The following is a 21,383-nucleotide window of genomic DNA, read 5'->3' on the forward strand; positions in this document are numbered from 1 at the left end:
ACGGCCCGGCGCCGGCCGCCGCGGACACCCGACCGGCCCAACACCCCCCGCCGGCCCGCCGGGCAGACGGCGGACAGCGGAGGCGGACCGCCCTCCCGCATGGGTTCATGGGAGCAGGCCCCCTCCCCCCGGCCCCGACCCCTTCCGACCCTGGGAGCGACAGCGACATGGCGAAGCAGACCGTGGCCGAGCAGTTCGTGGACATCCTGGTGCGGGCGGGGGTGCGGCGCCTCTACGGGGTCGTCGGCGACAGCCTCAACCCGGTGGTCGACGCGGTGCGCCGGAACTCCGCGATCGACTGGATCCAGGTCCGGCACGAGGAGGCCGCCGCCTTCGCCGCCGGGGCGGAGGCGCAGCTCACCGGTAGGCTCGCGGCCTGCGCCGGTTCCTGCGGCCCGGGCAATCTGCACCTCATCAACGGCCTCTTCGACGCGCACCGTTCGATGGCCCCGGTCCTCGCGCTGGCCTCGCACATCCCCTCCAGCGAGATCGGCACCACCTTCTTCCAGGAGACCCACCCCGACCGGCTGTTCGCCGAGTGCAGCCACTACAGCGAGCTGATCTCCAGCACCAAACAGATGCCGCGGGTACTGCAGACCGCCATCCAGCACGCCGTCGGGCAGAGCGGCGTCGCGGTGGTCTCCCTGCCCGGGGACATCGCCGCCGAACCGGCGCCCGAACGCGCCTTCCAGCACGCACTCGTCACCACCCGGCCCCTGGCGCGGCCCGGGGACGACGAGATCGACGCACTGGCCCGGATGGTCGACGAGGCCCGCACCGTCACACTGTTCTGCGGCAGCGGTACGGCCGGTGCGCACGCCGAGGTGATGGAGTTCGCCGAGCGCGTGAAGGCCCCGGTGGGGCACGCCCTGCGCGGCAAGGAGTTCATCCAGTACAACAACCCCTACGACGTGGGCATGAGCGGACTGCTCGGGTACGGCGCGGCCTACGAGGCCACCCATGAGTGCGATCTGCTGCTCCTGCTCGGCACGGACTTCCCCTACAACGCGTTCCTGCCCGACGACGTCAAGATCGTCCAGGTCGACGTCCGGCCCGAACACCTGGGCCGCCGCACCAAGCTCGATCTCGCCGTCTGGGGCGACGTCCGCGAGACGCTGCGCTGTCTGATCCCCAAGGTCCGGGCGAAGACGGACCGGAAGTTCCTCGACCGGATGCTGAAGAAGCACGCGGACGCGCTGGAGGGTGTGGTCAAGGCGTACACCAGGAAGGTGGAGAAGCATCTGCCGATCCACCCCGAGTTCGTCGCCTCGGTGCTGGACGAGGAGGCCGCCGACGACGCGGTCTTCACCGTCGACACCGGGATGTGCAACGTCTGGGCGGCGCGCTACCTCACCCCCAACGGCCGCCGCCGGGTCATCGGTTCCTTCAGCCACGGTTCCATGGCCAACGCGCTGCCGCAGGCGATCGGCGCCCAGTTCCTCGACCGCCGCCGCCAGATCGTCTCGATGTCCGGCGACGGCGGATTCGCCATGCTGATGGGCGACTTCCTCACCCTGGTCCAGTACGACCTGCCGGTGAAGGTGGTGCTGTTCAACAACTCCTCGCTGGGCATGGTCGAGCTGGAGATGATGGTCTCCGGCCTGCCGTCGTACGGCACCACCAACCACAACCCGGACTTCGCGGCGATCGCCCGGGCGGCCGGGGTGTACGGCGTCCGGGTGGAGAAGCCCAAGCAGCTGCGCGGGGCGCTGCGCGACGCCTTCCAGCACGACGGGCCCGCGCTGGTCGACGTCGTCACCGATCCGCATGCGCTGTCCATCCCGCCGAAGATCAGCGCGGAGATGGTGTCCGGCTTCGCGCTGTCGGCCGGCAAGATCGTGCTGGACGGCGGGGTCGGCCGGATGCTCCAGATGGCCCGCTCCAACCTGCGCAACATCCCCCGGGTGTGAGCCGCCGGGGGCGCGCGGTCAGCCGGCGGGGCGCTGCGGCCGGAGCCGGAGCGTCAGGATCTGGAACGGGCGCAGCTCCAGCGTCAGCTCCGCGGTCGGCCCCGCCTCCTCGTCGTGCAGCGGACGCTCCAACAGGTCGGTCACGATGGCCCGTTCGACCGGGAAACCGGGCGAGAGGGTGGCGGTGACCCGGCCGCCCCGGGACTCGTAGAGCCGGACCACCACGTCGCCGCTGCGGTCCTCGGCGAGCTTGACCGACTCGACGGTGAGCGCCGGGTGGTCCACGCGGATCAGCGGCGGCACCGGCGGCGCGGCGGCGGTCCGGAGGGGGAGGTTGAGGGCGAGGCCCTCGGCGACCGCGGCACCGGTCGTGGCCCCCGGCAGCAGCGCGTAGCGGAACCGGTGGCTGCCCTGGTCGGTCGCCGGGTCGGGGCTGTGCGGGGCGCGCAGCAGGGTCAGCCGTACGGTCGTGCCCAGTCCCTCGGCGTGCGGGACGCGGGTGACGTCGTGGCCGTAGGTGGAGTCGTTGAGCAGCGCGACGCCGTAGCCCGGCTCGGCCACCCGCAGCCAGCGGTGCGCGCAGATCTCGAAACGGGCGGCGTCCCAGCTGGTGTTGGTGTGGGTGGGGCGGTGGACGTGCCCGAACTGGATCTCCGCGGTGGACCGTTCGGCGTGCACGTCCAACGGGAAGGCGGCCTTGAGGACCTTCTCCGACTCGTGCCAGTCGATGTCGGTGAGCACGTCGAGGCGGTGCGCACCGGCCCGCAGCGTCAGCTCCTGGACGACCCGGGACGCGCCGAACGACCTGGTCACCCGCACGGTCGCGGTCAGCGGCCCGGAGGCGAGCAGTTCGACGGACTCGGCGGCGGTCAGATCGGTGTGCCGGTGGCGGTAGTGCCGGTCGAGGTCCCAGGCGTCGTACTTGGTCGGGTGGTCGGGGTGCAGCTGGAGCAGATTGCCCCGGGCGCCGGGCGCCAGCACCTCCCGCCCGGCGTGCAGATCGCGGACCGAGGTCAGCAGGCCGTCGGTGTCGACGCGGACCCGGAGCAGCCCGTTGTCGAGCGTGCGGGTGCCGTCGTCGCCGGTGGTGGCGCGGACGGGCGCGGGCGGCGGAACGGGGGAGTCCGGGCCGGGCGGGCGGACCGCCGCCGCACCCAGCGCGGGGACGCGGACCGCGATGGCCGAACCCGCGCCGTCCCCGTCCCCCGGCAGCTCGACGATCTCGTCCCGGTCGTACGGCGAGGCGTTGAACACCGTGGGCGGCGCGCCGTCCGACGCCCGGCCCAGTGCGGCGAGTGCCTCCTCGATGATGCCGGTCAGCTCCGCCTCGACCGCCGCGTAAGTGTCCCGGGCCTCCCGGTGCACCCAGGCGATCGACGAGCCCGGCAGGATGTCGTGGAACTGGTGCAGCAGCACGGTCTTCCAGATCCGGTCCAGCGCGTCGTACGGATACGCGTACCCGGCCTCCGCGTCCCCGGCCGCCGCCCGGACCGCCGCCGTCGCCGCCCACAACTCCGCCTCGCGCAGCAGGTGTTCACTGCGCCGGTTGCCCTGTTTGGTCTTGGCCTGTGAGGTGTACGTGCCGCGGTGGTACTCCAGGTACAGCTCGCCCGACCAGACCGGCGCGGTCGCCCCGTACTCCTCGTGGGCCGCCGCGAAGAACCGGGCCGGCGGCTCGATCTCGACCCGCGGGGAGCCCTCCAGGGAACGCAGCCGGCGGGCCCGCTCCAGCATCTCGCGGGTCGGACCGCCCCCGCCGTCGCCCCAACCGAACGGGACCAGGGAGCGGGTGGCGCGGCCCTTCTCGGCGAAGTTCCGTTCGGCATGGGCGAGTTCGGCACCGTGCAGCCGCGAGTTGTAGGTGTCGACCGGCGGGAAGTGGGTGAAGACGCGGGTGCCGTCGATGCCCTCCCACCAGAAGGTGTGGTGCGGCATCCGGTCGGTCTGGTTCCAGGACAGCTTCTGCGTCAGGAACCACCGCGCGCCGGCCAGCCGGGCCAGCTGCGGGAAGGCCGCGGTGTAGCCGAAGGAGTCCGGCAGCCAGATCTCCTCGGTCTCCACCCCCAGCTCCTCCAGGAAGAAACGCTTGCCGTGCACCAGCTGCCGGGCCAGCGCCTCGCCGCCGGGCATGTTGGCGTCCGACTCCACCCACATCGAACCGACCGGCGCCCAGGTGCCGTTGCGCACCGCCTCCTTGATCCGCTCCCAGATGTGCGGCTGGTGCTCCTTGACCCAGGCGTACTGCTGCGCCTGCGAGCACGCGAACACCAACTCCGGGTATTCCCCGGCCAGTTGGGTGACGTTGGCGAAGGTGCGGGACGCCTTGCGGACGGTCTCCCGCAGCGGCCACAGCCAGGCGGAGTCGATATGGGCGTGCCCGGTGGCCGAGAGCCGGTGGGCGCTGGCCGCGGCCGGGCGGCGGAGGACCTCGGCCAGCGCGGTCCGGGCGGCCTCCGCCGTGCCCGCGACGTCGTGCAGGTCCAGCGCGTCCAGCATGTCCTCCAGCGCCCGCAGGATCTCGTGCCGGCGCGGGCGGTCGGCCGGCAGCTCCGGCATCAGCTCGGCCAGCACCTCGATGTCGAGCACGAGATGCCAGACGGTCTCGTCGAGGACGGCCAGGTCCGCCGAGGCGAAGCGGTACAGCGGACGGTCCGGCGCGGTGCGCACGTCACCGAGATCGGTGGGGCGGAAGTCCCGCAGCACCGCCGGGTTCGCGGCGGCCTCCAGCAGCAGCCGCACCTCCTCGCCACCGCGGGCCGGGGCGGCGACGGGAACATGGCGGTTGCGCGGATGGATCCCCTTCAGCGGTACGCCCTCGGCGTCGTACACCAGGCCCTCCGCCTGGAAGCCGGGCCCGTCGCCGCTGAACCCGGGATCGATGACGGCCTCCACCCGCCGCCCCGCCCACTCCTCGGGCACCTCACCCGCCAGCCGGAACCAGCTCGTCGACCACGGCGGCCCCCACATCTCGCCCGCCGCGAACGGCACGTAATCGGCGCCCAGCGCCTCCGCCACCGGCCGCGGTTCGCCCGGCGCATGCCGGACGGCCAGCCGCAGCGGCACCCGCGCCGCGTACACCGCGGGCCGGATGAACTGCCCCAGCGCCCGTTCCAGGCGCCCCTCCACCAGCAGTCGGTCGTCGTGCACGGCGGCTCCTCCCGCTCGTCCGGCCCCACCCGACAGGCATACCCGGTGCGGGCCGGCCGGCCACCCGGCGCGCGGGCGACCGCGCGCCCCGAAGCGGAAGCGGACGGAAGCATGGCGACTGATCCGATGGGCATGCTGACCGTGAGGCTGTTCGAGACCGGACGCCGAGGTCCGTGGGGGGCGGGGGAGAGTATGCGTCAGCCTGTGCGGCGCGAGGAACGGGAAAGACGACAGACGACGACCGAGCAGGGCGCGGGGGGCGCGGCGCGGGCGCCGGGCGTGCTGGAGCGGAAGGTGCGCCGGGCCGATCTGCGCGCGGTCGGCGAGGTGCGGCGGGAACTGCGGCAATTACTCAGCCGGTGGGCGGCACCCGGTGGCGGCGAGCTCGCGGAGGTCGCCACGCTGCTCACCAGCGAGTTGGTCACCAACGCCCTGGTCCACGCCGAGGGCGATGCGGTGGTCACGGCGAAGGTCGGCGACCGGCTGCGGGTCGAGGTGCGGGACTGCGCGCCCGGGCGCCCGGAGGTACGTGCGGCGAGCACCGACGGGACGTCGGGCCGGGGGCTGATGCTGGTCCGCGCCCTGGCCGACGCATGGGGGATACGCAGCGAGGGATTCGGCAAATGCGTCTGGTTCGAGCTGGGCGGCGGACCGGCCTGACCAGGAGTCGGGGGTGTCGGTCGGCGCGGTCCGCCGCCGGTCAGCCGAATTGTCGTTCGATCTCGGCGAGTTTCTCCTCCAGGGAGTCCAGACGGGGCAGCGTCTGGGTGTCGTCCTCCGCGGTGAGGTCCACGGCCCGCCAGGACCGGGTCGTGGGATCGACGGTATCGGTGGCGGTGACCGCGTCGGGGTCAGCGCCGGATACGGCCTTGAGGGCCGGGCGGGAGCGCACCGGCAGCTCTACGGCGGGCAGGGGCGGCGGATCGCCGGCTATGGCGGAGTCCGGACCGGCCATCTCGGCGCCGGCGGGTGTGACCGCCAGCTGCCGCCCGCCGCCCCGGCCGATGCCCCAGCCCCGGTGCTGGCGGTTGATCGCCTTGATCCGGGCCCGGTCGAGTTTGCCCTGCTCGCGGCGGCGCAAGCGGTTCCGCTCCCGCTCCCGCCGGTCCTCGCGGACCTCCTCGACGGCCTCGTCCAGCGTCCGTACGCCCTCCAGCAGCATCAGCGACCAGGCCGCGAAGGTCTCGCGGGGCGCGCGCAGCCAGCGCACGATCCGGATCTGCGGCAGCGGCCGGGGCACCAGTCCCTGCTCCCGCAGCGCGGCCCGGCGGGTCTGCTTCAGCGCGCGGTCGAAGAGCACCGCGGCCGACAGCGACATCCCGGCGAAGAACTGCGGGGCGCCGGCATGGTCCAGGCCGCGCGGCGCATGCACCCAGTTGAACCACGCCGCGGCGCCCGCGAACGTCCACACCAGCATGCGCGAACCCAGCGCCGCGTCGCCGTGACTGGCCTCGCGCACGGCGAGGACCGAGCAGAACATCGCCGCGCCGTCGAGCCCGAACGGCACCAGGTACTCCCAGCCGTCGGTGAGGCCGAGGTTCTGGACGCCGAAGCCGACCAGTCCGTGGAAGGACAGCGCGGCGGCGACCGCGGCACAGCAGAAGAGCAGCAGATAGGAGGCGGAGGCGAAGATGGCCTCCTTGCGGCGGCGGCGCTCCTCGCTGCGTTCCCAGGAGTCGTCGGAGCCCGACTGCGCGGCCGCCCGGCGGCCGCGCACCACCAGCGTCGCGGCGCCCATCACGGCACCCAGCGACAGGATGCCGGGAACCAGCCAGTCCAGCGATATCTCGGTCGTTCTCATTGCGGGGATCCCTTGCCTCGGATACGCGATTTCGCGCGACATCCTGGCGGAATCCACTCGGCCCCCAAGGGCTTTCGGGGCAAGAGAACGCCAAGGAGGCGGAGGACCGGCAGATAGCGGACGCCGCCCTCGAACTTCCGTATGCGCACGGCGAGTTGAGTTCGAATGCGGCGACCCGAACGGGTGGTGTGGGGGTCAGCTGGTTGCGGTGAGACGGGTGAGGCGCTCAGCGTCGCAGGTGCGCGGACAGGTGATGCAGGTGTCCTCGGGGCGCAGCGTGTAGAACATGCAGCAGCTGGCCCGGTCCCGGGTCTGCAGCGCCGCCCCGTCCGGACCGGTCAGCGTACGGAATCCCGCGCCGCCCACGTACGGGGCGGTGGCGCCCGGCAGCAGCCGCTCCAGCTCCGCCACCGCGCGCGGCTCCTCGCCCAGCAGGTGCCCCAGGTACCACAGCCCCTCGACGATCTCGTCGGAGGCCATGCCCCACAGCGCCCGCGGACCGCGCCGCATCCGCCGGCGGAAACCTTCCAGGACGGGCGCCAGATGCCCCGCCACCGCCGCCCGCACCTCCGCGCGCAGGGCCTCCTCGTCCGGCACCACCCGGGCACCGGGCAGCGCCGCCGCCGGGTCGTCCGGAAGGCACCCGAACGACCCGATGCGCACCGCCATCCGGCCCAGCTCGCGCTGGAAGCAGACGTCCTGCACGGGCAGGTACGGCACCCGGCGGTGCAGGAACCACGGGATGGTGATCAGCAGACAGGCCGGCCAGGCGTAACGGTGCAGCGCGAAACTGGCGACGACGTCCGGCCGGGCGGACTGCCCGTAGTCCCGCTGGATCTGGGCGGCGTCCCAGGCCAGGAAGGACTCCAGGGCCTCCCCGCCGGCCGCGAGCCCGGCCGCGCACACCCAGCCGTCCCCGGTCGGCGGCGCCGCGTCCCACAGCGACACCCGCAGGCCGGGGAACACCGCGGAGAGACGCGCGTAGGACTCGGCGACGGGGTGCGTGACGGGCGGGGCGGCGAGGGCAGAAGCCATGGGGGTGACCACCGAATCGCGAGCGTTGGGCAGGTAAGGCTTACCTTATCCGAAACCTTACCCGTGCCCTTCGCGAGCCAGTCCTGCACCACCTGTAAGGGGGCCAGGACCGGCCGTTCCGCTCCTTCCGGATTTGAACTATCGCCAAGGCCGCCTATCGTGCTGGGAATGTCAGAAGGAGCCGCCATGGAGCAGGGCACAGCGGAGCAGCAGCCGCGCGCACGGGCCTGGGTGCCCGCGCAGCCCGGTCCCGCCGCGCCCCGGCGGCACTCGGTCCGCGCCCAGGTGCTGGCCGCACTGCGCCGGGCCCTCGTCGACGGTGAGCTGGCCCCCGGCGAGGTCTACTCCGGCCCGGCCCTCGCCGAGCGCTACGGAGTGTCCGCGACCCCGGTCCGGGAGGCCATGCAGCAGCTCGCCGGCGAGGGCGCCGTCGAGGTCGTGCCCAACCGAGGCTTCCGGATCGCCGAACGCAGCTCCCGCGACCTCGCCGAGCTGGCCGAGGTCCGCACCATGCTGGAGGTGCCCGCGATCGTCCGGCTGGCCCGGGCGCTGCCCCCGGAACGCTGGGAGGAGCTGCGCCCGCTCGCCGCCTCGGGCGTCGCGGCCGCCGCCCGCGGCGACCGCGCCGACTACGCCGAGGCCGACCACGCCTTCCACCAGGCCGTGATGTCGCTCACCGGCAACCGCCGGCTCACCGAGGTCACCGGCGACCTGCTCCGCCGCGCCCAGTGGTCGGCGGCCGGCGGCACCCGGCTGCGCACCGCCGAGCTACTGGCCGACGCCTCCGAGCACACCGCCCTGCTCGACGCCCTGATCGCCCAGGAGTACACGGTCGCCGAACGCATCGCCCGGGAGCACGTGTCGGTGGCCCGGCACCCGCATTGACGGCGTGCGGCGGCGGGGCCGGCTCCTCCACCTGACCCGACTCGTCCACCTGATCCGGCTCGACCACCTGACCCGACTCGCTCAGCCGGGCAGCAGTTCCGCCAGAGGTAGCTCCGCGACCTCGGCGGCCGGCCGGGAGAGGTAGAAGTCGGCGTGGTAGAAGCCGTCGGACTCCTTGCCGGCGATGGACAGCCCACGCCGGGCCAGCGCCTCGAACGCCGCGCGGCGCTCGTCGGCGTCGGCGAACCGCCGCTGGCGGAACGTACGGGTGGTGAGCTGCTCGGTCACCAGCCCGGCCCGGGACAGCAGGTCGGACACCGGCCGGTAGGAGACCGTCCGCAGCACGAACGCCGCGACCCAGGGCGGCCGGCTCACACAGTCGAAGAGCCGGCCGAAGGTACGGGCGGTGATGTAGCCGACGCCGCCGGTGACGGTGATCAGATCGGTGCCGGCCAGTACGGCGCGCAGCTCCGCGCTCGGTTCGTCGAGCTCCAGGTTCTCCGCGAACCCGTGGTCGAGCAGCCCGACCGCGCGGGCGTACCCCACGGCCCGGTCCGCCGCGTCGATGCCGGTCACCCGCACGGCTTCGGCGCGTCGCCGGGTGGCGTAGAACGTTCGGTCCTCGTCGATCAGTTGGCCGGTCGTCGGACCGTCCGGGCGGTATCCGGCATAGCGCGCGTAGAGGTCGGTCAGGGACAGCCGGTGGTTGAGCAGCGCCGCGTTGACCCCGTATGAGCAGCACAGGTCCACGATGCTCAGCGGGGGGCGATCACCGCGGCGTCGTCGCAGGTTCTCGGCCAGCGCGCGGAACACCGCCTGGCCGTGGTGCGGAATCTGGTACTCCAGGGGTTGCAGTGTGGTGAAGTACCGACGGGGATCAGGGCAGTTGTAGATCGCCTCGAAATCCGCCTTGCCCCAGTCGGTTCCAGCGGTCGTGTTGGTCACTCCTGCTGCCACAGATGGCCTCCTGGTGGACTCTGTCGATGGGGAAGGGGCCCAGCTGGTCCTGGACCAGCATCCAGGCCGCACCGCCCGCTCACAGTGCGACTTGAGGCCATTCTCGTGGCAGACGGGGCACGTCGCATCCCCGCCGCCCACCCGGCCGGTGCGCGTCGCCCACCTCACGGTTCGTCCCTCGCACCGCCACAGACCGCCACCAACCGACCGTCGCGCCCCGGCCGATCCGCCGCCAGGACAGACTCGTTCCAGCCATTCGCAGCGAATAGGGGCATGGCCGACGACGGGGCCTTGACATGTCCCGGTCGGGTGGGGGATGGGGGGCGGGGTGGGTTTGGGGGAGGGCGGGTCGGCGGGCCGTGGTGGGTGATTCTGGGGCGCTCCGGGGCCCGGGGTCTTACGGGGTGCCCCGGGCCCACTGCTTGTCGCGTTACGTGGCTGCCGTGGCCGTCGAAAGGTGGTCGGCGAGCCAGGTCGGGACGCCGCCCATGAGGCGGAAGAGGCGGGCGGCCTCGGCGCGGAGGCGGTCCGCGTCGTCCTCCGGGGCGGCGTCGGCCAGTGCCGCGAGCGCCGGGGCCGTACCCACGAGGAAGCCGAGTTCCTCGCGGATCCGCAGGGACTCGGCGAACCCGTGCCGGGCCTCCGTCAACTCCCCGTCCCGCAGGGCGAGTCCGGCCAGATGGCGCCAGGTGAACGACAGCAAAAGGGTGTCGCCCTGGGCGGTGGCGCCGGCGTGCGCACGGCGGTAGGCGGCGCGGGCCGAGTCCGGGCTGTCCGCGACGTGTTCGGCCATCAGCCCGCGCCGGAAGTCCAGCAGCGGGCGGCCGGGCGCGGTCGGGGCGAGCAGCGCGGCCGCCCGACCGAGCGCCGAACGGGCCTCGTCGGCCCGGTCCCGTACGCCCAACACCGTTGCGGCGTAGGCGAGATGGCCGCGTTCGCAGGCCGCGCCGCCCCGCTCGTCGTCGTCGCCGGCCAGCGCCTCGGCGGCGCGCAGTGCGTCCTCCGCCTGGGCCCAGCCGGTGGCCGTGAACATGCAGCGCTCCACCAGAAGCGCGGCCCGCCGCAGCGCGGCGGGGGCGTGACGGGCGGAGTGTGGTTCCAGGAGTGCGGCCGCGTCGTCCCAACAGCCACGGGAGCGCAGCCGCCAAACAGCACGGTCGAGGGGATCGTCCCCCTCGACCGTTCTGGCTGGCGGTACTTCCGGTGCGGGTGCCGGTGCTGGTACCGCGAGCGATACCGGATCGGTGGAACTGACGGAATCCGCGGCATCCGCGGATCCTGGCATGGCGGTATCCGCCACATTGCCCTCCCCGAGCGCGCCATTGAGCTGGAAACAGGAAGCCTGGGCGAATCTCAGCACGGATTCCGTGGTGCGGCCAAGGGGGTGGGTGAATGAATTCACAATCGCGCCGTGGCCGGTACGGAGGGGCGAGGCGGCCCTGAACGGGCCTGTCGCGGGGCCATCGCGGGGCCGTCGTGCGGTGGCGGGGGCGGTGAGTCACCCTTTGGAGTTGGCGCGATGACGCCCGTTCGGGTTACCCCGAATGGCCGATTCCGGAACGGTGGCGGGTGGGCGCGGGGCAGTGCGCACCGGGCCCGTGACCGGCCCGGCCTCTGCTGGCTTGGCTTACACGCCGGGCCCGGCCCCCACGCCGGCCCGGCCCATGCGGCGGCCTGGCCGACGAGCCGGCCCGCGGAATCCGCACGCCCAGTCGCTCGCGCCCAGCCGTTCACGCCAGCCGTTCACGCTCGGCCGCTCACGCCCGGCCGCTGACCCCGACCGCTCACGCCCAGCCCACCCCGACCAGCCCCACCGGCCCCACCGGCCCAAGCGGAACCTCTCGGCGCAAGCCGAACGCCCGGCCCAAGCGGAGCCTCTAGGCCCAAGCCGAACCCCCGGCGTGAGCAACCCCAAGCCGACCCCCCCCGGGCCACAAGCCGAACCAGCTCCACCGACCCTCCCCCCTCAGGCCGCCCCTCAGCTCATCCGCAAGGCCAAGAAGAAGTCCAGCTTGTCCTCCAGGCGCGACAGGTCCCGTCCCGTCAGTTGCTCGATCCGGCCGACCCGGTAGCGGAGCGTGTTGACGTGCAGGTGGAGGCGGGTGGCGCAGCGGGTCCAGGAGCCGTCGCAGTCGAGGAACGCCTCCAGGGTGGGGATCAGCTCGGCGCGGTGCCGGCGGTCGTAGTCGCGGAGCGGGTCGAGGAGGCGGGCGGTGAAGGCGCGGCGGACGTCGTCGGGGACGAACGGGAGCAGCAGGACGTGCGAGGCCAGCTCCTCGTGGCCGGCGGCGCAGACCCGGCCCGGGCGGGCCGCGGCCACCCGGCGGGCGTGCCGGGCCTCCTCCAGGGCACCGCGCAGCCCCTCCGCCGAGTGCACCGAGGCGCTCACCCCGACGGTCAGCCGTCCGTCGCCGTCCAGCCCGCGGCCCAGCGGCTCCCGGACGACGGAGAGCAGCGCATCGGCGTGCAGGCCGGCCGCCGAGCCGTCACCGGGCTCGTCCGGGACCGGCAGCGGCACCAGCGCCACCGCCTCGTCGCCGGTGTGCGCCACCGCGATCCGGTCGGAGGGCTCCGGCCCGAAGGTGCCCGGGTCCACCAGCACCTCCTCCAGGAGGGACTGCGCCACCGGGCCGCCGGGCAGATCGCCGCCCTCCCACTCGACCCTGGCCACCACGATCTGCCAGTGCGGGGCGGTGCCCAGGCCGGGCAGCAGCACCGGCGCCGCGACCCGCAGCCGGGCCGCGATCTCGGCGGGCGGCGCACCGGTCTGGACGAGCTCCAGCACCTCCTGTGCGAGCCGCCGGCGGACCGTACGGGCGGCGTCGCGCCGGTCCCGTTCGACGGCGATCAGCTGGGTGACGCCGTGCAGCAGGTCGAGCCGCTCCTCGGACCAGTCGCCGGCGTCCGCCTCGACCGCCAGCAGCCAGTCGCTCAGCAGCGTCTGCCGCAGGTCACGGCTCTCGTGACGGATCGGGAACAGCGAGTACGTGACACCGTCCAGGCCGACCCGGTGGGGGCCGCGCCGGCCGCTGCGGGCGGCCGCCAGATGCTCACCCGCGAGCCGGGCGGCCAGGTCGGCGGGCAGCTCGGGCCCGGAGCCCGCCAGCGTCGATCCGGCGATCTGCCGGCCGGTGGGGGAGAGCACCCACGCCCGCAGGTCCAGGTCGGAGCCGAGCAGGTCCAGGACGACCTCCGGGCCGCCGCCCGTGGGGCCCGACGTCATCAGCCGGCGGTGCCGGTCCACCACGGCGGCCAGGTCGCCGGCCCGCTCGCTGGAGACCTGCCGCACCACGTGCTCGGTGATGGACGCGAACGAGACCGTCTCGTCCACCGAGAACAGCGGCAGGCGGTGCCGGGCGCAGGCCTGGACGAGATCGTCGGGGATCGACCCCAGCTCGGCCTCGCCCGCGCCGAGCCCGGCGACCCCGGCCGAGGCCAGGATCCGTACGAACCGTTCGGAGTCCTCCGGCTCCCGGCGCCACGCGAGACCGGTCAGCACCAGCTCGCCGCCGGAGAGATAGCGGCTGGGATCCCGCAGGTCCGTGGTCATCACACCGCGTACAGTGCGGTCCAGTTCGTCCTCGCCGCCGAGCAGCCGAAGGCCCAGGGTGTGGGTTTCCAGGAGTGCGCGGAGCCGCATGACCTCGCCCGCCGTTCTTTGCTGTCTGGTGTTGCCGGTGGAATGCCGCGAGGTTTCAGAGCCTCGTCTTTCGTTCGAATCTACAAGACGGGTGGCTTGGCCAGCCAACCGCTTCATGTTTTCGGTGACTGCACCGGGTGGGTGCCGGGCGCGTTCACTGAGTCCAACCGCGTGAACAAGACATGAACGGCTCGATGGCGACGAGGGCCCCGGCTCCTCACCATGAGCAGCGAACGACCCCATCTTTTTCGTAGAAGAGGCCACCCATGGACTTCCTGCGCCCCGCCAGCTGGGAGGAGGCGCTCGCCGCAAAGGCCGAGCACCCCACCGCTGTGCCCATCGCGGGCGGCACGGACGTGATGGTCGAGATCAACTTCGACCACCGCCGCCCCGAGTACCTGCTCGACCTGAACCGCATCGGTGACCTGAGCGAGTGGGAGGTCGGAGAGAAGACCGTGCGCCTCGGCGCCTCCGTTCCTTACACCAACATCATGGAGAACCTGCGGACCGAACTCCCCGGTCTCGCGCTCGCCTCCCACACCGTCGCCTCCCCGCAGATCCGCAACCGCGGCGGGGTCGGCGGCAATCTCGGCACCGCCTCCCCGGCCGGTGACGCCCACCCCGCGCTGCTCGCCTCCGGCTGCGAGGTCGAGGCCGAGTCCGTCCGCGGCCGCCGCATGATCCCGATCGACGAGTTCTACGTCGGCGTCAAGCGCAACGCCCTCGCGCCCGACGAGCTGATCCGTTCGGTGCATCTGCCCAAGGCCGACGGCCCGCAGCAGTTCTCCAAGGTCGGCACCCGCAACGCCATGGTCATCGCGGTGTGCGCCTTCGGCATCGCCCTGCACCCCGAGACCCGCACGGTCCGCACCGGCATCGGCTCCGCCGCACCCACCCCCGTACGGGCCCGCGAGGCCGAGGACTTCCTCGCCGCGGCACTGGAGGAGGGCGGCTTCTGGGAGTCCGGCAACCCCATCCCGCCGTCCGTGGCCAAGCAGTTCGCGCAGCTCGCCTCCGGCGCCTGCAACCCGATCGACGACGTGCGCGGCAGCGCCAAGTACCGCCGGCACGCGGTCGGCATCATGGCGCGCCGCACCCTCGGCTGGACCTGGGAGTCCTACCGCGGCAAGGAGAGGAGCGCACAGTGCGCGTGACATTCACCGTCAACGGCCGCCACCAGGAGGCCGACGACGTCTGGGAAGGCGAGAGCCTGCTGTACGTCCTCCGCGAGCGGATGGGCCTCCCGGGCTCCAAGAACGCCTGTGAGCAGGGCGAATGCGGCTCTTGTACGGTCCGCCTGGACGGTGTGCCGGTGTGCTCCTGCCTGGTCGCCGCCGGCCAGGTCGAGGGCCGCGAGGTGGTGACCGTCGAGGGCCTGGCGGACTACGCCAAGCAGCGGGCCGAGCACGGCGGCTGCGCGAGCGGCGCCTGCGGCAGCTCCGGCACGAGCATCGACGCCGCCAAGCAGTGGCAGGCGAAGCCGGGCGAGACCACCGAACTCTCCCCGATCCAGCAGGCGTTCATCGACGCCGGCGCGGTCCAGTGCGGTTTCTGCACCCCGGGCCTGCTGGTCGCCGCCGACGAACTGCTGGAGCGCAACGACTCCCCGTCGGACGCCGACATCCGCGAGGCGCTGTCGGGCAACCTGTGCCGCTGCACGGGCTACGAGAAGATCCTCGACGCGGTCCGCCTCGCGGCCGCCCGCGGTGAGTCCGCTTCCGCCGCGACCACCGGACAGGGGGTCTGATCACGATGGCCGGTGTCACCCGCACACCCACCGAGCTGACCCAGGGCAGCAAGACCAAGGCCGGTATCGGCGAGTCCACGCTGCGGCCGGACGGCACCCTCAAGGTCACCGGCGAGTTCGCGTACTCGTCCGACATGTGGCACGAGGACATGCTGTGGGGCCAGACGCTGCGCTCCACCGTCGCGCACGCCGAGATCAGGTCGATCGACATCTCCGAAGCCGTGGCCATGCCGGGCGTCTACGCCGTGCTCACGTACGACGACCTGCCCACCGACGTGAAGAACTACGGCCTGGAGATCCAGGACACCCCGGTCCTCGCGCACCAGAAGGTCCGCCACCACGGCGAGCCGGTGGCGCTGGTCGCCGCCGACCACCCGGAGACCGCCCGGCGCGCCGCAGCCAAGATCAAGATCGACTACGCCGAACTGCCGCTGATCACCGACGAGGCGAGCGCCCTGGCGCCGGACGCGGTCCTGGTCCACGAGAACCGCGACGACCACCACATCGGTCACGTCCCGCACCCCAACATCGTGCACCGCCAGCCGATCATCCGCGGCAACGCCGACGAGGCCGCCAAGCGCGCCGACGTCATCGTCAAGGGCGAGTACACCTTCGGCATGCAGGACCAGGCGTTCCTCGGCCCGGAGTCCGGCCTGGCCGTACCCGCCGAGGACGGCGGCGTCGACCTCTACGTCGCCACCCAGTGGCTCCACTCCGACCTGCGCCAGATCGCCCCGGTCCTCGGCCTGCCCGAGGAGAAGGTCCGGATGACGCTCTCCGGCGTCGGCGGCGCCTTCGGCGGCCGCGAGGACATCTCGATGCAGATCCACGCCTGCCTGCTCGCGCTGCGCACGGGCAAGCCGGTGAAGATGGTCTACAACCGGTTCGAGTCGTTCTTCGGCCACGTCCACCGGCACCCGGCCAAGCTCTACTACGAGCACGGCGCCACCAAGGACGGCAAGCTCACACACATGAAGTGCAAGATCGTCCTGGACGGCGGCGCCTACGCGTCGGCCTCCCCGGCGGTCGTCGGCAACGCCTCGTCCCTCTCCGTCGGCCCGTACGTCATCGACGACGTCGACATCGAGGCGATCGCGCTCTACAGCAACAACCCGCCCTGCGGCGCGATGCGCGGCTTCGGCGCGGTCCAGGCGTGCTTCGCCTACGAGGCCCAGATGGACAAGCTCGCCAAGAAGCTGGGCATGGACCCGGTGGAGTTCCGGCAGCTCAACGCCATGGAGCAGGGCACGATCATGCCGACCGGGCAGCCGGTCGACTCCCCGGCCCCGGTCGCCGAACTCCTGCGCCGGGTCAAGGCGATGCCGCTCCCGCCGGAGAACCAGTGGGAGACCACCGAGGGCGCCGACGTCCGCGCGCTGCCCGGCGGACTGTCCAACACCACCCACGGCGAGGGCGTGGTCCGCGGCATCGGCTACGCGGTCGGCATCAAGAACGTCGGCTTCTCCGAGGGCTTCGACGACTACTCCACCGCCAAGGTGCGCATGGAGGTCATCAACGGCGAGCCGGTCGCGACCGTGCACACCGCGATGGCCGAGGTCGGCCAGGGCGGCGTCACCGTCCACGCCCAGATCGCCCGCACCGAACTCGGCGTCCAGCAGGTCACCATCCACCCCGCCGACACCCAGGTGGGCTCGGCCGGTTCGACCTCGGCCTCCCGCCAGACGTACGTCACCGGCGGCGCGGTGAAGAACTCCTGCGAGGCCGTGCGCGAGAAGGTCCTGGAGATCGGGCGGCGCAAGTTCGGCTCGTACCACCCGGCCTGGGCCACCGCCGAACTCCTCCTGGAGGACGGCAAGGTCGTCACCGACGGCGGCGAGGTCCTCACCAACATCGTCGACGTCCTGGAGGACGAGGCCGTCGAGCTCGAACTGGAGTGGCGCCACCGGCCCACCGAGGCGTTCGACCTGCACACCGGACAGGGCAACGGCCACGTCCAGTACTCCTTCGCGGCACACCGTGCGGTCGTCGAGGTGGACACCGAGCTCGGCCTGGTCAAGGTCATCGAACTGGCCGTCGCCCAGGACGTCGGCAAGGCGCTCAACCCGCTGTCCGTCGTCGGCCAGATCCAGGGTGGCACCACCCAGGGCCTGGGCGTGGCGGTCATGGAGGAGATCATCGTCGACCCCAAGACCGCGAAGGTGCGCAATCCCTCCTTCACGGACTACCTGATCCCCACGATCCTCGACACCCCGACCATCCCGGTCGATGTGCTCGAACTCGCCGACGAGCACGCCCCCTACGGGCTGCGCGGCATCGGCGAGGCCCCGACCCTGTCGTCCACCCCGGCCGTCCTCGCGGCGATCCGGAACGCGACCGGACTGGAGCTCAACAAGACGCCGGTGCGCCCGGAGCACCTCACCGGCACCCAGTGAGCCGTCCGGGGGCACGCCCCCGGACCCCGGCCTCCGGGCGGTACGCGACAAGGGGTGTCCCTGTCCGTCCTCCTCCGTGCACCGCCCGGAGCCTCCCCCCTCGCACCACCGCAGTCGCTGCTGCCTCGTCCGCAGTCAGTACCCCACGTTCGTCTCGGGCCGTCCCCCGGGTCGTGCAGCCGAATATCCATCCCAAATCTCGCAACGCTGCGAGTGCCCCTTTGAACCTTGGGAGTAAGGCACCATGACCCAGCAGTCCACTGAGCCGAGGACCACGGCGGAAGACGCGGGCAACGGCTCGCGCCAGCCCGCCGGCCGGTCCTGGCTCGACCGGTACTTCCACATATCCGACAGAGGGTCGACGGTCGGCCGGGAGGTGCGTGGCGGCGTCACCACCTTCATGGCGATGGCGTACATCATCCTCCTGAACCCGGTGATCCTGACGACGACGAAGGACATCACCGGCGCCACCCTCAACGCGGACCAGGTGACCACGGCCACCGCGCTCGCCGCCGCCGTCACCACCATCGTCATGGGATTCCTCGGCAACGTCCCGCTCGCCCTGGCCGCCGGCCTGAGCGTGTCCGCCGTGATGTCCTTCCAGGTCGCCCCGCAGATGACCTGGGACAACGCCTTCGCGATGTGCATCATCTACGGTGCCGTGATCGTTCTGCTGGTGGTCACCGGCGCACGGGAACTGATCATGAACGCGATCCCGTTGCCGCTCAAGCACGCCATCACCATGGGCATCGGCCTGTTCGTCTGCCTCATCGGCCTCGTCCAGGCGGGCTTCGTCACCTCCATGCCCGGCCCGGGCGGTATGGCCGGCGCCAAGCCCATCCAGCTCGGCACCGCCGACATGCTCACCGGCTGGCCGGTGCTCTGCTTCGCCTTCACCGTCCTGCTGATCTTCCTGCTGCAGGTCCGCAAGGTCCCCGGCGCGATCCTCATCGGCATCGTCGGCGGCACGGTCTTCTCCGCGATCGTCCACCAGGTCGCCGGGCTGACCGTCAAGGACTGGGGCGGCCGCAACGCCCCGGTGATCTCCGGATCCGTCGTCGACACCCCCGACTTCGGACTGCTGGGCCATGTCTCCTTCAGCGGCCTGGGCAACGTCGGCGGCATCACCATCGGCGTCATCGTCTTCACCCTCGTCCTGGCCGGCTTCTTCGACGCCATGGGCACCATCATCGGCATCGGCCAACAGGCCAACCTCGCCGACAAGGACGGCAAGATGCCCGGGCTGAACAAGGCCCTGGCCATCGACGGCGCGGGCGGAGTCCTCGGCGGTCTCACCGGCGCCTCCGGCCAGACCGTGTTCGTCGAGTCCACCGCGGGCGTCGGCGACGGCGCACGGACCGGCTTCGCCAGCGTCATCACCGGTCTGGGCTTCGCGCTCTGCCTCTTCTTCACGCCGTTGGCCCAGGTCATCCCCACCCAGGTCGCCGCCGCCGCGCTGGTGGTGATCGGCTCGATGATGCTGACCAACGCCAAGCACATCAACTGGGACGACCCGGCGACCGCCATCCCGGTGTTCCTGACGACGGTCCTGATGCCGTTCACGTACTCCATCACCGCGGGCATCGCGGCCGGCGTCCTCGCCCACGTCGCCATCAAGGCCGTGCAGGGCAAGTGGCGCGAGCCCGGCTGGCTGATGTGGGTGCTCTCCCTGGTGTTCCTGGCCTACTTCTCGCTCAACCCGATCGAGAACTGGCTGGGCGTACACCACTGATCCGCCGCATCCACCCATCCGTTATCCGTAAGGAGACCGACATGCTGGACATCGCCGACGAGCTGCACCGGTGGGTCGAGCAGGGCCGTGAGTTCGCGGTGGCCACCGTCGTGGCCACCAACGGCAGCGCGCCCCGCCAGCCAGGAGCCGCCCTCGCCGTGGACGGCGACGGCACGGCGATCGGTTCGGTCTCCGGCGGATGTGTGGAGGGCGCGGTCTACGAACTGTGCCAGGAGGCGCTGCGGACCGGCGAACCGGTCCTGGAACGCTTCGGGTACAGCGACGAGGACGCCTTCGCCGTGGGCCTGACCTGCGGCGGCATCATCGACATCCTCGTCCAGCCGATACGGACGGGCGCCCCGCGCTCCGCACCCAGCGGAGCCGCGGGGGAGTGGGCGGACCGCACCGCCGACACGCTCGCCACCGGACTGGCCGCCGCTGCCGCCGGGGAAGCGGCGGCGGTCGCCCGGATCATCGAGGGCCCCGCCGAACTCGTCGGCCGGGCGCTGCTCGTCCGCCCCGACGGCACCCACGAGGGCACCCTCGGCGGCCACCCCGCCCTCGACCGCACCGCGATCGAGGAGACCCGCGCCCTGCTCGACGCGGGCCGCACGACCACACTCGAAATCGGCGCCGGCGGCTCGCAGTGCGGGCAGCCGGTCGTCCTCCTCGTCGAATCCTCCGTCCCCGCCCCGCGCATGATCGTCTTCGGCGCCATCGATTTCGCGTCCGCGCTGGTCAGGGTCGGAAAATTCCTCAACTACCACGTCACGGTCTGCGACGCCCGCCCCGTCTTCGCGACCCGCACCCGCTTCCCGGACGCCGACCAGATCGTCGTCGACTGGCCGCACCGCTACCTCGACTCCCAAGATGCGGCGGGCACCCTGGACGGCCGTACGGTCCTGTGCGTCCTCACCCACGACGCCAAGTTCGACGTACCGCTGCTGGAGCGCGCGCTGAAACTCCCCGTCGCCTACATCGGCGCGATGGGCTCCCGCCGCACCCACCTGGACCGCCTGCAACGGCTCCGCGACGTGGGCCTGACCGAACTCGAACTCAACCGCCTCCGCTCGCCGATCGGCCTCGACCTCGGGGCACGCACCCCCGAGGAGACCGCGCTCTCCATCGCCGCCGAAATCGTCGCCAACCGCCGCGGCGGCACGGGGACGCCGCTGACGGGCGCGCACACGCCGATCCACCGTGACGCTGCGCTTGGCGGCGCCTCCCACGTACTTGGCTTTCCCGCCGCGGGGCGCCTCGCCGTGGCGCCTGCGGCGGGCTACTAGGGGGTGTTGGGTGCGGTGACGGTCCTCCGGGGCACGGTGAGCAAGCCCCGCGGCGCCGTAGACGGGTACGTGCGGGGGCGCCGCAATACGGTTGTCGCACCGTTCGTCGTCCGCCATCATCCCGTCATGATCGACGCCACCGCCCTCTCCGAGAAGCCGGTGCTCACGGGCGAGCGGATCCGGCTGGTACCGCTCACGCTCCGGCATGCGGACGCCTTCCACACCACCTTCCTGGACCCCGGGATACGCCGGCTGACCGGCACCCACCGCGACTGGACGCTGCCCGAACTGCAGGACTGGTGCGCAGCCGCCGCCGGGCGCCCCGACCGCCTCGACCTCGCCATCGAGGACCGGGAAACCGGCGGCTACCTCGGCGAACTGGCACTGAGCCAGATCGACAAGGACAACGCGCACGGCAGCTTCCGCATTTCCCTCGCCGACGCCGCCACCGGCCGCGGTATCGGCCCCGAGGCGATCCGCCTCCTGTTGGCCTACGCCTTCGAGCGGGTGCGCCTGCACCGCGTCGAACTGGAGGTCTTCCCCTACAACCCGCGCGCCCGACGGGCCTACGAGAAGTGCGGCTTCGAGGTGGAGGGCCGGCTGCGCGAGGCGCTTTACTGGGACGGCGAATGGCACGACGTCCTGGTCATGGCGGCCCTGTCACCACGACCGGGCGGCAGCCGCACCGCTCGGTAATCCTCCCCGCCCCCGCCGCTTTGCGGCGCCCCCGTACGTACCTGTCTGTCCCGCCGTGGGGCGTCTCGTCGTTGCGCCTGCGGCGGGCTGGGTTGTTGTGGGTGCGGTGACGGTCCTCCGGGGCCGGTTGTGTGGACTGCTTCGCTTTACGTCC

15 protein-coding genes are annotated in these 21,383 nt (G+C 72.4%); 9 read left to right on the plus strand and 6 right to left on the minus strand.

What is annotated here, in order from left to right; genetic code table 11:
• Nucleotides 1–167: 167 nt before the first annotated feature.
• Nucleotides 168–1,910 (plus strand): pyruvate dehydrogenase, encoded by a 1,743-nt coding sequence (locus ACFV1J_RS34980; protein ID WP_385865083.1) that lies wholly within the window; start codon nt 168–170, stop codon nt 1,908–1,910.
• Between the two features lie 18 nt (nt 1,911–1,928).
• On the opposite strand, the gene ACFV1J_RS34985 is transcribed toward ACFV1J_RS34980, so the two are convergent.
• Complete coding sequence (locus ACFV1J_RS34985) at nt 1,929–5,057, minus strand: alpha-mannosidase (RefSeq protein ID WP_385865085.1); 3,129 nt, start codon at nt 5,055–5,057, stop codon at nt 1,929–1,931.
• Nucleotides 5,058–5,249: 192 nt separating this feature from the next.
• Between ACFV1J_RS34985 and ACFV1J_RS34990 the strand changes: the two genes are divergently transcribed.
• Nucleotides 5,250–5,717: an ATP-binding protein gene (locus ACFV1J_RS34990; RefSeq protein ID WP_385865087.1), complete on the plus strand. Its 468-nt coding sequence runs from the start codon at nt 5,250–5,252 to the stop codon at nt 5,715–5,717.
• 40 nt (nt 5,718–5,757) lie between these two features.
• Here ACFV1J_RS34990 and ACFV1J_RS34995 read toward each other — a convergent pair whose 3' ends face one another.
• Together ACFV1J_RS34995 and ACFV1J_RS35000 are read right to left on the minus strand one after the other, a co-directional pair.
• Complete coding sequence (locus ACFV1J_RS34995) at nt 5,758–6,858, minus strand: DUF2637 domain-containing protein (protein WP_385865089.1); 1,101 nt, start codon at nt 6,856–6,858, stop codon at nt 5,758–5,760.
• Nucleotides 6,859–7,053: 195 nt separating this feature from the next.
• Nucleotides 7,054–7,893 (minus strand): (2Fe-2S)-binding protein, encoded by an 840-nt coding sequence (locus ACFV1J_RS35000; protein WP_385865091.1) that lies wholly within the window; start codon nt 7,891–7,893, stop codon nt 7,054–7,056.
• A gap of 186 nt (nt 7,894–8,079) precedes the next feature.
• On the opposite strand from ACFV1J_RS35000, the gene ACFV1J_RS35005 reads away from it, so the two are divergent.
• On the plus strand, nt 8,080–8,778 hold the full coding sequence (locus ACFV1J_RS35005) for a GntR family transcriptional regulator (protein WP_385865093.1): 699 nt from the start codon (nt 8,080–8,082) through the stop codon (nt 8,776–8,778).
• Nucleotides 8,779–8,859: 81 nt separating this feature from the next.
• Here ACFV1J_RS35005 and ACFV1J_RS35010 read toward each other — a convergent pair whose 3' ends face one another.
• From ACFV1J_RS35010 to ACFV1J_RS35020, 3 genes are all read right to left on the minus strand, one after another.
• Entirely contained in the window at nt 8,860–9,735 is an 876-nt protein-coding gene (locus ACFV1J_RS35010; protein ID WP_385865095.1) for a hypothetical protein, read from the minus strand.
• Nucleotides 9,736–10,165: 430 nt separating this feature from the next.
• Nucleotides 10,166–11,020, minus strand: a complete 855-nt coding sequence (locus ACFV1J_RS35015; protein ID WP_385865097.1) for a hypothetical protein — start codon at nt 11,018–11,020, stop codon at nt 10,166–10,168.
• Nucleotides 11,021–11,713: 693 nt separating this feature from the next.
• Entirely contained in the window at nt 11,714–13,375 is a 1,662-nt protein-coding gene (locus ACFV1J_RS35020) for a PucR family transcriptional regulator (RefSeq protein ID WP_385865098.1), read from the minus strand.
• Between the two features lie 266 nt (nt 13,376–13,641).
• Between ACFV1J_RS35020 and ACFV1J_RS35025 the strand changes: the two genes are divergently transcribed.
• The 6 genes from ACFV1J_RS35025 (at nt 13,642) to ACFV1J_RS35050 (ending at nt 21,229) form a co-directional block, all read left to right on the plus strand.
• Nucleotides 13,642–14,529: an FAD binding domain-containing protein gene (locus ACFV1J_RS35025; protein ID WP_385865100.1), complete on the plus strand. Its 888-nt coding sequence runs from the start codon at nt 13,642–13,644 to the stop codon at nt 14,527–14,529.
• Entirely contained in the window at nt 14,520–15,122 is a 603-nt protein-coding gene (locus ACFV1J_RS35030; RefSeq protein WP_385865102.1) for a (2Fe-2S)-binding protein, read from the plus strand. Before ACFV1J_RS35025 ends, ACFV1J_RS35030 begins: the two co-directional genes overlap by 10 nt.
• Nucleotides 15,123–15,127: 5 nt before the next feature.
• On the plus strand, nt 15,128–17,515 hold the full coding sequence (locus tag ACFV1J_RS35035) for a xanthine dehydrogenase family protein molybdopterin-binding subunit (RefSeq protein WP_385865103.1): 2,388 nt from the start codon (nt 15,128–15,130) through the stop codon (nt 17,513–17,515).
• 244 nt (nt 17,516–17,759) lie between these two features.
• Nucleotides 17,760–19,247 (plus strand): NCS2 family permease, encoded by a 1,488-nt coding sequence (locus ACFV1J_RS35040; RefSeq protein WP_385865105.1) that lies wholly within the window; start codon nt 17,760–17,762, stop codon nt 19,245–19,247.
• Between the two features lie 41 nt (nt 19,248–19,288).
• The gene (locus ACFV1J_RS35045; protein WP_385865106.1) at nt 19,289–20,533 is read left to right on the plus strand and encodes an XdhC family protein; all 1,245 of its coding nucleotides are present in this window, start codon (nt 19,289–19,291) and stop codon (nt 20,531–20,533) included.
• A 126-nt stretch (nt 20,534–20,659) separates the two neighbouring features.
• The gene (locus ACFV1J_RS35050; RefSeq protein WP_385865108.1) at nt 20,660–21,229 is read left to right on the plus strand and encodes a GNAT family N-acetyltransferase; all 570 of its coding nucleotides are present in this window, start codon (nt 20,660–20,662) and stop codon (nt 21,227–21,229) included.
• Nucleotides 21,230–21,383 lie beyond the last annotated feature (154 nt).

The sequence above is a fragment of the Streptomyces sp. NPDC059649 genome (assembly GCF_042734445.1).
Taxonomy (GTDB): domain Bacteria; phylum Actinomycetota; class Actinomycetes; order Streptomycetales; family Streptomycetaceae; genus Streptomyces.